Genomic DNA, 17622 nt, shown 5'->3' on the forward strand with positions numbered 1-17622 from the left:
TACGGAATATTTGCCGGGATTATTTCTTATTGTTCTCAAATTCAAAAGAAATCGTATGATCTTCATTTAATACCAGATGGGCATCAAATTTCTTTCCTGATTTGCTTTTCATTCCTTTTATCAAATAGGTTTTTCCCTTTGCAAATAAGCTTTCAATATCATTTGGATCCATTGAAATTCCGCAAATATTGCGAAGCATCAGCCATCTGCAAGCGCCACCCGTACATTGGATGATTTTGTCCAGAATGGTTAATGGATGGGATTGGCATTTAGGACAGATTATCGGTGGTAAGTTCATCTGCCTGAGCTTTACTTGAAGCAATTCTTGGGTAATAGATGCTGCGTAAGCCTCAATTTCTTTTTGAAAACTGATGGCATCTGTTTCGTTGTTTTCTATTTTTTGCATGGTCAGCTCCCATTTAGCCATCATTGCTGCATCTGCAATTTTTTTGTCTTTAACGAGTTCATAGATCTGCAATCCTTTTTCAGTGGGAATCAGTGACTTATTTTCCCGTTTAATGTAATCCAGGTTACATAATGTTTCAATAATGCCAGCTCTTGTTGCAGGAGTGCCGATCCCAATATTCTGTGAGATTTTCTTTTCTTCACCATCTTCGGCTCGTTTTCCTGCTGTTTCCATAGCGGAAAGAAGCGTGGCTTCCGTGTAAAGTTCAGGTGGCTTGGCTTTTTCCTCCAGGATAGCAGTCACCTTGATCTTAAGTTCATCACCTTCTTTTAAAGATGGAAGATCCTCTATTGTCCTTGTTTCGTCGGAAAACTGGCCTTTGATCAAGCGCCAGCCCGTATTCAGGATCTTACAGCCTTTGGCTATAAAATCGTAATGCAAAGCCTGTAATGAAACTTCGGTAATTTGCCTGATGCATGCCTCAGAAACAGATTCTAATAATCGAAAGGCAATCATTTCATATACAGCATTCTGCTCTGAAGATAATGCCGAAGGGATCTTTTCAGTAATAAGAAGTCCCGGATGATCAGTAAACATTGCATGACGGACAATATGTTTATTAAAATGCCCCCATTTCATTGTGCAGATAATCTGCCCGAAATGATCCTTACTCTCCAATAGCCTGATGAGATTGGGGATCTCAGTCCACATATCTTCAGGAATATATTTGTTCTTTGTTTTAGGATATGTGATGAATTTCTTTTCATACAAACTTTGTGCTATATTCAGGGTCTCTTCAGCTGAAAGATTCAGTTTTTGATTGGCTTCTTTTTGCAAACCTGTCAGATCAAATAATAAAGGAGGATGTTCCGTTATATTTTTATGAGTAATGGATGCAACACTTATGGTATTGCCATTTCTCTCAATGGATCTCAAAAGGTCTTCTGCCTTTTTTTTATTATTCAGCGTGGTTTGTGAACGGCTTTTAAATTCAATGAAATCTTTGGTGTGCAGAAGTTCTATCTGCCAGTATTTCTGTACCGAGAAATCCCTGTTTTCAAAGTAACGCTTGCATATCATAGCCAGTACGGGAGTCTGTACTCTTCCCGGCAAATAAATATTTTTATGTGTGACTGTGTGTAATGCTTGCGTGGAATTGATGTCTATGAGCCGATCTGCGTAGTGACTGCATTGAGATGCTTTATATAATCCGTGAAAATCTTTTCCAGGCTTCAGGTTTTCAAAGCCCTGTTTAATCGATTTTTCAGTAAGGGAACTGATCCAAAGCCTTTCAAAGGGTTTTGTACATTTCAGGTATTGGTTGACGGACCTGAAAATAAGTTCCCCCTTTCTGTCTGCATGGGTAGCCACGATAATGCCCTCACACTGATTAAAAAGCTGCTGAATTATGCTCAGTTGTTTTAATGCGGCTATACCCAGAGCAAGGCTGTTCTCTTTCTTAATCTTGCCGGTAGCCCGTAAATATGGCTCCGGAAGTACAGGAAGAGAATTTGTTTCAAATCCTGAAATATCTTCACTATGTGGCATTCCCAGATCTATCCAATGTTCAAAAGCCCAGGTCACACAGTAGGTATTGCCTTCCAGATAGCCTTCTTTTTTTTGAAACGGGCCCAATACGCTGGCTATTTCCAGTGCAGCACTCGACTTTTCTGCAATGATGACTTTCATAGCTTATATTTTACGTGATCTTGGCTTAGCAGGTGTTTTAGGCTTTTGCTGTTTCTCTTGTTGTTTTTTGTCTTTATGTGTCTGCTGAGCAGATTGTAAGGGCTCCTTGATGTTTTTAGTGGCCTCATTGGTTTTACCCTCGGAGTTGATGGCCACCTGGGTTGCATGTGCTTCAGTAGGTTTTGCCTGTTCTCCGAGATTGTTAGGGTTTTTGAAAGAAAAATCAATCTTACCTGTGTCTCTATTGAATGTGATGTAGCCTTGGTATTTCTGATCTTTTTTATCAATCAGACCATCAATGTAAATAGTTTGACCCGCTTTGAATTGATCATACTGTTCGTCATTCAGTTCCTTTCCCCTGAATGTTCTGGGGATTTCGGCAGATTGGTCTGCGATTGCATGATTGCCATGAGATTGTTGGTTGCTCATCCCTCTGTCAAATAAGAATTCTACATATTTCTTATCAGCATTAAATTGGACCGATGCATTGAATAGCTCGCCCTTTTTGGAAAGCATTCCCTCTATATAAAGGGGTTTACCCTCCATGAGCGTTTGTTTCTGTACAACATCCAGTGGTACTCCTTTTATCTCATCAGGAATTTTAATATTTTCGGCCCGGTAGGCAATAAGCTCATTGGTGAGCCGGTCTCTGCTTATGACAGAAGGGATGATCTCATCGGTTTTAGGATTGACAAGATCAACAATCCTGCCCATGTTTCCTGTTTCCTTAAGGTTTTTCTTGTCTTCTTGGGTAAACTCATGTCCGAGAAACGGATAATTGAAGCTAGGTTCTTTTCTGATACTATGAAGGTTAATAACAACATCTCCGGTGTCATTGGTCTGCAATGAAAGGCGGACGTCCATTTTGCTTACAGCAGTTCCCAAATTCATTGTAATGGGGACAAGACCATTGGTTTTAAATCCCCGTAATAGGGGATCTAGTGCATTTAGTTTCTCTAATTTTTCCTGGTTTAAACCGAATTTTGACATGGTATTCCAGTCAATCTGATCAGTGGAATATAGGTATTCCTTTTCTGAAGATGGGGTAGTTGCACTCATCGTTTTTATATTTTGATTGGTTGTTTTGAATGTACTGTTAAGTTTATCCAGATTTTGTATGTGAAAACTCTTAGCATCTTTAGAAGAAACATCGAACATAATAAATGACGTAGGATCCTTAAGCTGACTGAAAAAATTGAAAAAGAAATTGGAAAAAAAATCCCCTTGTTTGTCAATTTTTATAAAAGAGTTGTTATTTTTTCTTGAGTTGGGAATTAAATCTATATCCCCTGGGTTTTCTAATTTTTTCATGATGTTAAATATGTATCTAACATCGAATTTAGCAGTCTTTGTTACAATTTCGTTACAGAAGGTATTTGATGGAAGGTATTGGCTTTTTTTGACTACTATTTTGGTATTTTTTTCTTTGAATGGAATGGGAGTAAGGGTAGAGGATAAAAAAATATCTCAATTTGCAGGTTAATTTCTCTCGATGTGATCATTTAGTAAGATCATCTCATTATAACAATTAATTATTGAAATGACGATCCAAAAAAAATGAAAGCAGTTATGGTGCATGAATTTGGAGGCCTATACAAATTGAAGAATTAACAGTTAGAGAATGAAAAAAGGTGATGCCAATGGAAAATAAGAAGTTGCTTGCTAATTAATGGTTATGGTTGAGGTACTAAAGGCTGACTTTCTATAAAGGAAAAACATTTTTATAAATTATAAGTATACACATTATAAGGTAATATCCTTTTAGCGAAATTTTTTGATATCAGGCATCCTATTAAAATAGGAAAGAACAGAATGTAACCATTGGGAGCAAGATTACAGACTAGAAAAAGTGCTGTAAAGGGAGCATAAATAGATGCCGATAAAGTAGCAGCAGCTCCGACTAAAACAAAATTGAGGTAAATTAAAGAAGTTCCCAAAAAGGTATTACAGAAAAGTGCAAATGTAAACCCAAGAAAAGCACCGGCAACAATACTTGGTGCAAAGACACCACCATCTCCCCCTGCGCCAAGGGTTAATGAAGAAGCCAAGGGTTTTAAGAGAATTAGAAAAAGAAGGAAAATAAAGGAGAAACTTTGAGGATGATTAAGAATTTCCGAGAGCGAATGATAACTGTCTCCATATAAAAAAGGAAAACAAAATATCATACCTCCTACGATTAGAGCTCCAAGATTTACCCTGTAAAAGTTATTGGAAATACCTGAAAAAAAGTCTTTAATTTTGATCACTAAAAATGTAAAATACACAGATAAAATACCACCTAACAAGCTTAACAGTATAAAAAAAGGTAGGGCATTCCATTTCCATCCGGTAATCTCGAAAGGAAGTAATGGTTCACTCTTTACAAAATGCAAAAAAACTCCCGAAATTACAGCTGATGCAGTGCAACTTATAAAAAGAGTTTTATTAAATTTCCTTGCAATTACTTCCATCGCAAAAAGCCAGCCTGCAATCGGGCTTCCAAACAAGATGGCCACTCCTGCTACAACTCCTGCGCAAATAAGTTCTAGTTTATAAATGTTAGCGGAAAATTGTTTTTCATACACTGCATTTCCAAGGGTTGCCGTTGCAACGACAGTGGAGACCTCAATTCCAGTGGAACCACCAAAGATGACTGTCAGAAATCCATTAAAATAATGTGATGGAATTTTAAAAAGTGGTAAATGGTCTTTTCTTTGATCAACGGTTTTATAAATTTCGGTGATTCCTTTATTTTTTCTGTTTAGGAAAAGATATTTTCTTAAAAAATATATAGCTGTAATTCCAATTGTCGGAAGAAAAATAAATAATATAGAATTCTCTCTTTCTACAAAATAGAATATGAGTTTTTGAAAACGTTCAGTTATGAATTTTAACGAATATCCCAGAAAAGATGCGCAGATGCTTATTAAGACTGAAACTAAAACTAACCTGAAATAATGATGTCTTTGTATTTTTTTCCTTTTCATTACCTGTATGAATTCAATTTTTACAAAATTAAGTGTTGGAGAAGTGCAGTCAAAAAAATAGTACATGATATTCTATCTGACTAGGTCAAATCTTCTAAATATTTTTTAATCAAGGGGTAGCAATACTTTTTATTTTTCGCGGCATAAATCAACACGATGGTGTCCTTATTTTTATGATATTCTAGAAAATTGTTTCTGTGATTTCTTTCTTAAGTTCTGGTCCTCCAGAATATGACGGCTGTCTGGGGGTAGGATACTTCATAAATCTAGATATCTTACAAAAACCTCGTCAGGAAGGCTATCCTGACAAGATTAAAAAAAATAAACTAATAATAAACTAATTCAAAGACGAAAGTTCGTTACTATATAAAAAGCTGCCCAGGCTACAAAAACCAAAGCGATTACCCAAACCCAAATTGGGATCGTTCTGGGATTTTCACTTCCTTTGATAATGAAGCTCTGGTTTCTTCCTGTATCATAGGCATTGAGCATTAATGGTAAAGTCCCATTCACCGTTTCATTATCGGAAAGTCCTTCTATATGAATAATGGGACCATTACGAACTGTAAAACGGATGATCTTTAATCCTTCTTTCTGATCAAATTTGCTTACAATTTTCAGAGTATGTTCTCCATCTGTTAATTTTGTGGTATCAAGGTTAAAAACGACAGGAGTCTGAAGTTCGGCAATTGGATTCGCTTCCTCATCCATAAATAAAAAGACAATGGCATTGTATTTTGACATTCTTCGAAGTTTTAAAAATCCAATATTGTATTTTTGATATGTTTTCTGTTCTTTTCCCCCGGTTTAATAAGGAATCTGAAAGAATAAAGCAAAGTAATAAGTGTTATTACAGTAATACCTACGACAATACACCAGTCCCAGTTTGACTCCGGACCAGTTCCATGAGTCAAATCCTGTGTAATTTTGGGTTGCTGAAGTTTACAGGCATCACAGGCACGAACATATCCTGCCCAAAATAAAAAAACAGGTATTCCAAATTTTATCTTTTTCATATTATTTTATTTTATCCATGATTGCTTTTACTTCCTCAGCCGTTACTTTCTTACCGGTATTTCCCCAGCTTGTCCGTTCGTGATTGATTAGAGCAGCCACGTCTTCCGGAGAAAATCTCGCGTTATCGCCAACTGCAGGCATTGTTGCAAATTCCGGACGCGGATCGTATCCCTTCATAATAATGGTGACATATAATTCCAAATTATCACCTAAAACAACGGGACTTCCCTTTAAAGGTGGAAAAGCTCCAGGCAGACCTTCTCCATTGGCCTGATGACAGGTTGCACAATTTGCCGTAAACAACGAACTTCCGTCAGGAAGGTTATCTCCGCTGGCTTTAGCTTCAGTTTTTTTCTCTATTTTATATAAAAATTCTCTTGCAGGAAGACTTTTAGGAAGTTCAGTTTGTTTTAAACTCAATAAATAAGCAACTAAATCCTGAGCATCTTTTGAAGGAATAATTTTCCCTTTAATTCCGGCTTTAAATTTCTCCAGAACATTTACTTCCACGTCTCCGGTGTCAAGTCTTTCTTTTATCATAAACAACCATTTATAAGAGGGCATTATGGATTCAGGAACAACTGATCTTGGATTGAACAGATGTGAATATTGCCATTCTTTACTTGGCTGCCTGGTTCCAATACTCGTAAGATCGGGTCCGGTCCTTTCAGTTCCCATTAAGGTGGCGGTATTCTGAAAAAGATTTAACCTTTTATTTCGTACATAATCGATAGCCAAACTTGGCCTGCTTCCAAAAACCTGATCCATATCAACATTTCTTACCTGTTGTGTATGGCAGGCCACACATCCTTCACGGATATAGATTTCTTTTCCATGACTTTCCTCTTCTGAAAGGGCTTTGCTTCCCGGCAGTGGTTGGTATGCTTTCTGATTGTTAAGTGCTGGTAAAATGCAGATAATCAAGGTTAGGAAAAGGAAAAATACCAATGCCGATGAAAACAATTTTTTATGGTCGCTGAAAAAATCCATTATGATCTTGCTTGTTTTGTGTGAAGGATTTCTAAAAGCTCTATAGGTGATTGAGGAAGTTTTATTTCCTTTCTCGGTTTTATCATTCTGTAAAAGTTATAGGCATAGACTATATGTGAAATCCACATCATTGTTCCGCCAATTGCTCTCCAAAGCCAAAAAGGAAACATCTTTATAACTCCTTCAATAAAAGGTTTTTTTTCCATCCAAAGCATTCCTTTTTCCGTAGAGCCTATCATTAAAGAGACCGTATAGACCAGTACTCCGATCAAAGCCATCCAGAAATGTAATCCTACGGTAATGCTTGGGGGATCATAGGAGGTAAGCCGCGGAACTAAGGTATAGGTGAAAGACCATAACATAAAGGTGATGATTCCATACATTGTCAAATGTGAATGAGCTACAGTAAAGTCGGTAAAATGCCATAATAAATTGGTTGCCCTAAAAGCCTCTGCTGTTCCTTGCATGGAGCCTGTAAAATAGAAAATGATGGAAACCACGTAAAATGGAAGTACATAACTAAGTTTAAGGCGATGCCATGAGCCACGGATGGTCATCATAAAATTGACGCTTCCTGCTGCAACCGGAATTACCATTCCGACGCTGGCAACAATAGCGATGGTCTGCATCCACCATGGAATAGCACTGAAGATAAAATGATGAGTCCCAATCAACGTATAAAATAAAATCTGCGTCCAAAACGCAAGTATACTCAGACTGTATGAATACACCGGACTGTTAAGTTCTTGGGGTAGGAAATAATACATGAGCCCCAGGTTGAAGAACATAAACCACATCCCAACTCCCTGATGCATAAAATATCCCTGGGTAATTGTTTCACCTAGACCATCCTGCCAGAAAGGAAGATAAGCGACCACTAAAATAACAACCACAAACATCATGGCAGAAACGATATACCAGTTAGAAACATAAATTTCTTCCGTTTTCCGGAATGCTATAGTACTAATATGATTGTAAATACTAATTATAATTCCTACAGCAAAAAGTATCATAACCGGCCAAATGTATTCTCTGTATTCCCCACCACTGTTATTGATCCCTGCCATTAAACAGAGACTACCTAGAAATACGGCGGAATTCATTAATATCAAGGTAAGGTATCCTATTTTGAGATTGAAGATTTTAGTATTTCCAACTCTGGGAACAACATAATAGGAAAATCCCATCATGGCCATCGATGCCCAGCCCCAGAAAACCATATTGGTATGTACTGGCCTCAGACGTCCAAAACTCAGCCAACTGACATGGTCAGCATCGGGGGCCACGAATTTAATCCCCAGATATTCACCAACGGTAGTTCCCATAAAAAGCCAAAATACACTACATCCTAAAAACCATAATATTAATTTTTTTTCTGCTTCTGGAATTTCAATATTTCTTCCTTCTTCTCTTTTGGTCTGGAGAAAACGGATATCATGTATTTCATTTGCCTGATCTACTAATCCCCGTGGATCTTTTACGATCTTATTAGACGAGAGTTCATTTCCTGAAAGTTGAAATTCAAGTTCCTTTTTTCGTTCTTCCAATGCTGAAATTTCTCCAGGTTGAAGGTGGCTCAGCTTCTCGTAGATTTTTTTAAGCTCATTCTTTTTTAAAGTATCAGAAATCATCCTATTAACCCTTATTAAAATAAGGATGAGTGCAAAAATTACAGGTAATGAAAATAGAATAATTGTGATTTGTAACCCAGGCTCATTGAGAAGTTTGTCCATCGTATGAATTTTAAAGAGATCAGCTTTTTTATCTCTCTTAAAGTTACACTGAAGTCCAATTTTTCAATTATGATCTCGATCACAAACGATTGTTTTATTTAATAGTAGATTTGCCGTTTTTTTATTTTAAGCAGATTGTTCTTCTCCATTAATTTAATGGTCCGAATAACAGTTTCTACCCTTAAACCGGTAAGATTGGCCATTTGCTGACGTGTTAAGGGAATCAGATATCCATCCTCCGAATTTTCTTTTATATGATTGCTGTTCTTAAAATAATCCATTAAAACTGTGAGTCTTATATTAGGGTCTTTAGAAAATAGATGCTGGGACATGATCATTTTATAATATAGCCTCTTTGAAAGATTTTTGTTAATTTCTACTGCATATTCCGGATGGTCATTCAATAATTTAAAGAATTTTTGAACGGAAAGTTTTATAATCACAGTATCGGTTAAAGTAATAGCATTTGAAGGATATCGTTCGTTTACAAAAAGCAAAACCTCACCAAAACATTGGGGCGCTTCAAAGATATTCTGGATAAACTCTTTGCCATCTTCACTGTAGTTGTTAAGCTTGATTTTTCCTGATATTATCTGAAAGTAGTTCTGACACACTGTATTTTCTTCATATACAAAATCTCCACTGTCATATTGTTCTATCTTGCCATTATATTTTTTTAAAAGTTCTTCAGGAATCATCCTTAAAGATAAAGAATCCTATGGAATTTTGTCATTAGAAATCCTCTTAAATCTAATATTTCTCTGCCAATCAGATAAAATAACCATTACTTACTCCTTCAGCATAGGTTTATGGCAGCGAGATACCGAATGCTGAATCTGTTATTGGGGGTAGTATTGACATTGTTTTCTTCATGTTATTTATTTTGAGCACAAGGCAAATTGGAAATTTTAACGCTTTTTCATATGAATTAGTTAAGAGCGGCATTCTCCAGGTGTATAATCCATTACATACTTTTGTGTTTTTGAAATAAATTTCCAAACTCTTGGATTACACTTACTTTAAAAATAATCACACTTATCTAAGAAATGTGAACACTTACTAGTTTATTATAACGATTTTTTTTAAAAAAAATGATCTTTGAAAAAAATGATTTAACTAAAGTTTCAAAAAAGTTGGATTAATTATTTTCAAAAGATCAATGGGCAAAAAAAGTGATTATATAATTTTATTAAACCAATAAAAAATATTAAAAAATGAAAACAAAACTTATTGCAATTGTATCAAGCATGGCGTTAGCCATCACATCTTTAATAGGCTGTACTAACAGCGATAGTAATGCTGGATTGGAAAATCAGCAACCAAGTGCTATGTCGGGTAAAACTTGTAAGACGGTTGATTTTACTGCTGCTGATTTTGGAGAATTACACAATCAATATGTTATTAGCCTGTATAATGGTGTTGATTTTTCTAATCCTACTGTTGCAAGGAGCAAAATCTTGAATAATTTCCAGAATATGGGAATAGATACATCTGTATTCAATATGTCGGAAGACGAATTTAAAAGCAAAGTTTTAAGTGTTAATGAACAGCTTTCTACTTATAAATATGATTTAAGACAATGGAGTAATAATCCTATCTCACAAAAAGAATCATATCCGTATATAGTTAGGATTCTGAATGAAACAGATAATATAAATAATTTAGATGCTTTTAATGACAAGTTAAGCTTAATAGAGCAGGAAGCTCAAGCAAATTTGAGTTGTGATGATTTAGACGTTGTCCTAGGCACGGTAAAAGTAGCTAAAAGCTCTGCAAAACTTTGGGCCCCTACTACATTAGGAGGTGATGGATTTTTTGATAGCACATTTGGACAGGATCCGCCGATGCAAATAATGAGTTGGAGAGGGGCATTAATCGGGGATGTAAGTGGTTCCGCCCAATATTTTACAGCAATTGGTGTTGCCGGAGCTGCAGGTTTAGGAGTGCCTGGTGCTAATGCAGTTATATTAGGAGGATGGGGCATTGCTGCAGCATTAGCTTCTGGTTGTGGAGCTTTAGGTTTCTAAAAGATTGAAATTTCCAGACAGTAAATCAAAAGAGATTTTTACTATTATAAAAAATCAGCAATACATACAAACCCACGTACAATTTTGTACGTGGGTTTTTTGTTCAATAAGTATGCTCATATTAACAGGTATTAGTGGTTAGCTATCACCATTCTTGCATCTGTTATGAATAATCTAATTTAAATTCAAAGAATTTATTCTTAAATTTTTGTAATAACTATAGAGATAACTTTAAATAATTATCCGATGTATTTTTGTTTCACTATTTGATGATTCTATATTTTTTAGAGAATAATTTTACTTTCAAATATATATTCTATCCAGTTATAGAAAATATTACCCAGTTTAATTTCGTTATGGTATTTTCTGTGGATGGATTTTTACTAAAACCGGGTACAGAACCGATGGAGAGTACTTGCTTGATAATCAGAATTTGTTGCAGATGCTTACGATTAGTTCAAGATCACTTCAGAGATACAGGTCTTCCAGGAGGCTTCCATATTATATGTTTTCTTTTTCTTTTGACCCTGAAATTCTCGGGCGTAATCTGAGTTTCGTGATATCGAGATTCCACAACGGTTCACTTTGATTAACCATGATGAGGTTTTTATCATTCATGTCAAATTCTTCAACAAAACAGTAATAAAGTAACCTTGAAATCATTAGCATTGTCATATGCTCTTTGTGATTTACACGAATATAAAAATAAGGTTTATTTCTACCAGCCTTAATTCTTATATTAAGGGACATAATTTGTTCTTTCCAAAAACTTTTATTTTTGCTTGTCGTCCAGCCACTAAGCCGTTTTACCCTTCCTTTGTTTGAAATGACATACCCGTTTTCAAGGCCAGGTATCGGTTTCCAATGTTCACCAGGGAGGTTATCAAGTGACAGGTTCATGCATGCGGGAGGATCGTTCTCATCAATTGGAGGTTTGCCCAGCTTTTCCCAAAGAGGCTTGTTAAACACTTTACTTGTAACTGATTTATTTTCTTTAGAAATTATAAAATCTTCTTTTTTAGGGCTGTAATCTTTAAAGAACCATCGGAATCCTCCTGCAGTCAGGCGCTCTTTGTTTAGTACTGCTTGAATATTTCTGCGACCAATACCAAGGGTATTGCTTGCTGCGTCAATGTTTTCAAATGTAGTTACCAGATCACCTTCTGTTGTGTACTGGTTCACAGGTCTCTTATAATAGGTTTTACTGTTTTTAGCGCTGTCCTTGTGGGATTCTTTAAAACGCGTCTTATTAAAGGAGAGCTTCTCTAAATTTTTAGCGTTTAAATTAAATCTATTATCGTCTTTAAATGAAATAATAAAGTGACTGTCATTTAGATCAAATTTTTCGACAAAATAATAATAAACCAACCGGGGGACGGACTTTCTGGTTTTTTTTCCTTTTGATGATAATACACAGATGACATTATAAAACTGATCATCAGGATATTTATTGAAAAATTTCATGAATTGTAACTTCATCATACGTTCAGATGCTTTCCATTTCCTACCGTTTAGTGATGTAATCCAATGCTCAAGACTTTTCACCCGCCCATAGCTGGAAACCGCATAGTTCTCGAAATTTTCAATCGACTTCCATTCCTCTCCTGGAAGGTTTTCTAAAGAAGTATTGTAAATAACTTCTTTTATGTACCAATCTTCTATTTCAAGGGGTAAGTTCATAAATGGGAAATTTCTTTTGTGGATAAATGAATCCTATTTGTGTACCATAAAAAAACTAAGATAGAACAAAATTATAAAATCATGGGCATAAAATATAGATGATAGAGATTGCTTAGTCAAAGTCAAATTAAAAGGAAATAAAACAATAGATATTGACTGGCAGAAACCTAAATAATATTAAAAAAAAGCTACCAATTGGGTAGCTTTTTTTCTTTGGATCAATTAGTGATATTTTTTTTATTCTGATTTTCCTGCTTAAAGTTAGAAAATAAGCAAATCTCATCCTGTAGTAAAATAATAATCTAATCTTAAAAGCGGCTTTCCATAATATTTAATACTAACTATTTTATTATATTTAACAATTTGCCATTAACCAGTAAAAATGATCTCATTTTAAGGTTTAATATTTACTATAGTATCCTAATTGTCAATAACCATGAAAGAAATAATACTTCCCAAATTAGAAGCATCAAGAAAAGAGCTGTTGGATCTTGGGATGCGTAATACTTTGTTAAACTATAAAATTCCAAAAGCCCGCGGATTACATATCGTTCAAGAGCAGTCAAGTTCTATTTTTAATATCCTGGTAAAACAGAATAAAGCCATGACCTTTTTAGGAAGGCCCGGAAAAGATGATAGTGAAGAGCTATTTGAATTACCACCACTTTCAGATGCCGAATTACAGGACGCCTATAATGATACCCGATTACAAACCAATGAGTCCGAACAAAAGCTTCAGACAAAAATTCTTAATACATATTATTTTGCAAGAACGAGTATAGAAGAGCAGGGGGTAAATACATTATTTTTATCATTAGGGATGCTCAACTGGTTTGAGAAAGGGAATACGGAGGATGTGAGAATGGCTCCACTAATCCTTATACCGGTTACTCTGGAACGTTCCAGTGCAAGTGAAAGATTTAGGCTGCTTTATACAGGTGGGGAAATTGGAGCTAACTTATCGCTTCAGGCCAAGATGATGGTTGATTTTAACCTTACTATTCCAGATCTTCCTGAGGAGGAGGAACTTGATATTGTAAGCTATTTTAATGAAATTCAGAAACACATTAATCACCTTGAAAATTGGAAAGTTGATCTGGATGCTATTGAATTGGGATTCTTTTCCTTTGGAAAGTTTATGATTTATCATGATCTTGATAGTGCCAAATGGCCGGAAAGTAAAAAGCCTTTTGACCATCCCATCCTTCAGTCTTTATTTGGAGATGGCTTTAGCGAACCACAACCAACTATAGGAGAAGAGCATAGGCTTGATGAAGAAACAGACGCAGATAAATTATTGCAGGTAGTAGATGCCGATAGCTCACAGGTCATCGCAATGCTGGCGGTACATGAAGGGAGGAATATGGTAATTCAGGGACCTCCGGGAACAGGAAAATCCCAAACCATTACTAACCTTATTGCTAATGCGGTTGGTAATGGGAAAAAGGTTTTGTTTGTAGCAGAAAAAATGGCAGCTCTTGAAGTTGTAAAAAGAAGACTGGATAGTATAAATTTAGGGGAGGCGTGTCTTGAATTACATAGCCATAAAGCCAATAAGCGTGAACTGCATACGGAGCTTAAGCGAATCTTAGATCTAGGTAAGCCAGCCGTTGCGCATCTTGAGGAAGAGGTACGTTTGCTTGATCCCTTAATTAAGGAATTAAATGCCTATTCTACAGAAGTTAATAGACCTATTGGTGGAAGTGAACTTTCAGCCCATGATGTAATAGGCTATCTTTTAAAGATAAACAATAAAAACAAAGATTATAAATTCCCGAAAATTATAGCTAATGATTTGTCGTCATGGGATTTTAGACAAATTAAGGACTTTGAGTTATCAGCTGAAAAGATTCAGGTAAGACTTTCTAAAATAGGGCAACCTGAAAAATTAATTTTTTATGGCAGTAAATTATCGGTCTTTCTTCCTAAAGATGAAGAGCTGGCCAAGGATCTTTTGTTACACTCAATAAGTACCACTGAAAATCTGATAAACGGCTCAAGAACCCTAAGTGATTTTATGGAATTTCAGGCGCCTGTTGATGTAATAGATGCTAAAAGACTTTTAGCTGTTGCAAGGTGGGCAGCTAATAATCCAGGTATCACCTCAATGTCGATTAGTAATGATGCATGGCTAAACAACAAGGCAGATATTGCCGAACTACTAGAAACCGGCAGTAGACTAAAAGAACTTCATGGTAAATATGATTCTGTATTTATATCGGAAGCGTGGAATCAGGATGTCCTTGAAATAAGACAAAACCTAATTGCTTATGGGGGTAAATGGTATAAGTTTTTAATTGGAGACTATAAAAAGAGCGTTAAAAAGCTGGCAGGATTACTTAATACTGTTATGCCCGATGATATTCAAAAGAAATTGGATTTTGTCAATACATTAATGGAAGGAAAGAGGCTTTCCTTAGCTTTAGAATCCAATGATATTTTAGGAAGTAAGCTATTTGGAAACCAATGGCAAAAGCAAAGATCTGATTGGGAAGCCTTACAAAAAGGAGCAAACTATTTGCAAAGTATCCACAATAATATCCAAGAAGGTAACATCCAGAAAGAAATTTTATCGTTTCTTGAAAAGAATAAGGATTCTGAAAATATTATACAATATGCAGGTCACTTAAGTGGTGCCATTGATGAGCAGAATACATCCTTTGAAACTTTATTTAAACATCTGAGTTTTGAAGGAAATGGGATTGAAAACTTTAAGTTATCAGCCCAGGTGTCTGTACTTAACAAATGGTTGGAGCAGCTGCCTGAAATCCATAAAGTAGTTTCATGGAATGTTTTAAAAGAAGAGGTAGAAAAGCAAGGAGCAGGGTTTCTTATAAAGGCGGTTGAAAATTGGGATGATGCATCCTCGCATTTAAAAACAGCGCTTCAGAAAACCTGGTATGACCATCTTCTCGAGAAAGCTATGCTCAATAGCCCTGAATTGAGAAAATTTGAACGTTCTACTCATGAGGAAGTTATTTCTAAGTTTAAAAGGATAGATGTCCTTAAGCAATACTATAACAGAGCTAAGGTAGCATTGAAACACTGGGAAGGTGTTCCTAAGCAAGATGGAGGTGGCCAGATCAATATCCTAAAAAGCGAATTCAACAGAAAGGTACGCCATATGCCTATACGAAAGCTATTGCAGGAAGCTGGTATGGCTATTCAGGCGATAAAACCTGTTATTATGATGAGCCCTATGTCTATCGCTAACTTTTTATCACCTGAAAGTATTGATTTTGATTTGGTGATATTTGATGAAGCGAGCCAGGTAAGGCCTGTTGATGCATTAGGGGCTATATTAAGAGGAAAACAAATCGTTGTGGTAGGTGATACTAAACAGATGCCTCCAACGAGTTTTTTTGATAAATTAAATACAGATACAGAAGACGAGGAAAATGTTACTGCCGATATGCAGAGCATTTTGGGAATGTGTGATGCTCAGGGGGCGCCACAAAAGATGCTGCGTTGGCATTACCGAAGCAGGCATGAGTCACTTATTAGCCTTTCCAACCAAGAGTTTTATGAAAATAAGCTTGTTATATTCCCAAGTCCAGGATCGAAAAACCGTATGGGATTATCCTTTAATCATTTGCCGGATACCTATTATGACAAAGGAAAAACAAGAACCAATCCGGGAGAAGCTGAAAAAGTTGCTGATGCGGTGCTCCAGCATGCCCTTAAAACACCAAAATTAAGCCTTGGTGTAGTGGCTTTCAGTACAGCGCAGATGCAGGTAATACAAAACGCCATAGAAATAAGACGAAGAAAAAACCCGGAAGTAGAAAGTTATTTCAGGGCACATGCTAATGAGCCGTTTTTTGTTAAAAACCTGGAGAATGTCCAGGGAGATGAGAGGGATGTGATTTTTATAAGTATTGGATATGGGAGAACGGAAGATGGAAAAGTTCCTATGAGTTTTGGTCCTCTTAATAATGAGGGTGGTGAGAGAAGGTTAAATGTCTTAATTACAAGAGCAAAGAACCGCTGCGAGGTCTTTACCAATATTACGGCATCAGATATGACGCTGGGACCCAATGCTAAATTTGGAATCAGAGCATTAAAGAGTTTCCTTTATTTTGCACAATACGGTAAGTTTGAAAGTGACAAAGATGAATTGCCTTACACGGCACAACCATTTGAAGAAATTGTTGCTCAAACCCTTAGAGAAGCAGGTTACCTTGTTCGTGAAAAAGTTGGTACTGCGGGGTTTTATATTGATCTGGCTATTGCAGATGCTGATAATCCTGGCAGATACCTGTTGGGCATTAATTGTGATGGTAAGTCTTATCAGGCAGCTAAATCAACACGTGACAGAGATAGGCTTAGAAATACTGTACTGGAAGGAATGGGTTGGAACTTAATGAGTGTATGGAGTCTGGATTGGTTCCGTAATCCTGCAGCAGAATTAAGCTTGCTTACTGAGGCTATAGAAAAAGCGAAGACACAGGCAGAGCACAATGATATTATTGAAGAAGAATTAATGGAAGAGCTTAAAAATCTTGTGCGTGAAGAACCCATAGAAGAGGAGAGTATTGTATATCCAGTTTATGAAATAACAGTATTACCCATTGAAATTGCTCACCAGGAATTACATACCTATCCCTTAGGAAAACTTAGCACATGGATTCAGGATGTGGTTATGACGGAAAGCCCTATCCACTTTGAAGAAATGGCAAGAAGGATAGTTGATGCCAATGGCATATCAAAAATAGGCAGTAGAATTCGTGCATCTATAACTAATGCTACCAACTATGCAATTGACAATGGCCATATATCTAAAAAAGGGGACTTTTTATGGCATCCGGAAAAAGAATTAACAACCATCAGAGATAGAAGCATGCTGGCTTCTAATTCCAAGAAAATAACCTTTATCTCACCTGAAGAAATTAATCTAGCCATTATAAAAGTCGTAGAGGACTCGGTTGCCATACAACCTGATAATGCCATTTCACTTGTCTCTAAGCTTCTGGGCTTTTCACGTGTTACGGAAGATATTAAAAAGTATATTCTGGAAATAATAGATTATAGCAAGGAAAAAGGAAATATTTATCAAGATGGATTGTTTTTGAAAATTACTGAAAAACAGTCGATATAAGTACATTAATGTTAAT

Annotated in this window: 11 protein-coding genes and 1 pseudogene; 3 read left to right on the forward strand and 9 right to left on the reverse strand. The window is 36.1% G+C overall.

Going from position 1 to position 17622, the window contains the following annotated elements; all coding sequences use genetic code 11:
• Positions 1 to 19 precede the first annotated feature (19 nt).
• From NG806_RS01675 to NG806_RS01710, 8 genes are all read right to left on the reverse strand, one after another.
• Positions 20 to 2095, reverse strand: coding sequence for a type IA DNA topoisomerase (locus NG806_RS01675; protein WP_261511697.1), 2076 nt, complete (start codon positions 2093 to 2095; stop codon positions 20 to 22).
• A gap of 3 nt (positions 2096 to 2098) precedes the next feature.
• Entirely contained in the window at positions 2099 to 3406 is a 1308-nt protein-coding gene (locus NG806_RS01680; RefSeq protein ID WP_261511698.1) for a DUF3945 domain-containing protein, read from the reverse strand.
• A gap of 410 nt (positions 3407 to 3816) precedes the next feature.
• Positions 3817 to 5061, reverse strand: coding sequence for a chloride channel protein (locus tag NG806_RS01685; RefSeq protein ID WP_261513155.1), 1245 nt, complete (start codon positions 5059 to 5061; stop codon positions 3817 to 3819).
• A 342-nt stretch (positions 5062 to 5403) separates the two neighbouring features.
• A complete protein-coding gene (locus NG806_RS01690; protein ID WP_261511699.1) occupies positions 5404 to 5805 on the reverse strand; it encodes a cytochrome C in 402 nt (133 codons plus the stop codon).
• A gap of 11 nt (positions 5806 to 5816) precedes the next feature.
• Entirely contained in the window at positions 5817 to 6077 is a 261-nt protein-coding gene (locus NG806_RS01695) for a hypothetical protein (protein WP_261511700.1), read from the reverse strand.
• A gap of 1 nt (position 6078) precedes the next feature.
• Entirely contained in the window at positions 6079 to 7068 is a 990-nt protein-coding gene (locus NG806_RS01700; RefSeq protein ID WP_261511701.1) for a cytochrome c, read from the reverse strand.
• On the reverse strand, positions 7068 to 8801 hold the full coding sequence (locus tag NG806_RS01705; RefSeq protein ID WP_261511702.1) for a cbb3-type cytochrome c oxidase subunit I: 1734 nt from the start codon (positions 8799 to 8801) through the stop codon (positions 7068 to 7070). Before NG806_RS01705 ends, NG806_RS01700 begins: the two co-directional genes overlap by 1 nt.
• A 98-nt stretch (positions 8802 to 8899) precedes the next feature.
• Positions 8900 to 9499: a Crp/Fnr family transcriptional regulator gene (locus tag NG806_RS01710; RefSeq protein ID WP_261511703.1), complete on the reverse strand. Its 600-nt coding sequence runs from the start codon at positions 9497 to 9499 to the stop codon at positions 8900 to 8902.
• Positions 9500 to 10048: 549 nt separating this feature from the next.
• Here NG806_RS01710 and NG806_RS01715 point away from each other — a divergent pair.
• Positions 10049 to 10828: a hypothetical protein gene (locus NG806_RS01715; RefSeq protein ID WP_261511704.1), complete on the forward strand. Its 780-nt coding sequence runs from the start codon at positions 10049 to 10051 to the stop codon at positions 10826 to 10828.
• Positions 10829 to 11231: 403 nt separating this feature from the next.
• Positions 11232 to 11417 (forward strand): annotated as a pseudogene (locus tag NG806_RS23035) (hypothetical protein); the annotation flags it as partial.
• Here NG806_RS23035 and NG806_RS01725 read toward each other — a convergent pair.
• Positions 11330 to 12508 carry an NUMOD4 domain-containing protein gene (locus NG806_RS01725; RefSeq protein WP_261511705.1) on the reverse strand — a complete coding sequence of 393 codons (1179 nt, stop codon included), beginning with the start codon at positions 12506 to 12508 and terminating at the stop codon, positions 11330 to 11332. The pseudogene NG806_RS23035 and the gene NG806_RS01725 overlap by 88 nt on opposite strands.
• A 436-nt stretch (positions 12509 to 12944) precedes the next feature.
• On the opposite strand from NG806_RS01725, the gene NG806_RS01730 reads away from it, so the two are divergent.
• Positions 12945 to 17606 (forward strand): DUF3320 domain-containing protein, encoded by a 4662-nt coding sequence (locus NG806_RS01730; protein ID WP_261511706.1) that lies wholly within the window; start codon positions 12945 to 12947, stop codon positions 17604 to 17606.
• Positions 17607 to 17622 lie beyond the last annotated feature (16 nt).

Source organism: Chryseobacterium paludis, assembly GCF_025403485.1.
GTDB lineage: Bacteria > Bacteroidota > Bacteroidia > Flavobacteriales > Weeksellaceae > Chryseobacterium > Chryseobacterium paludis.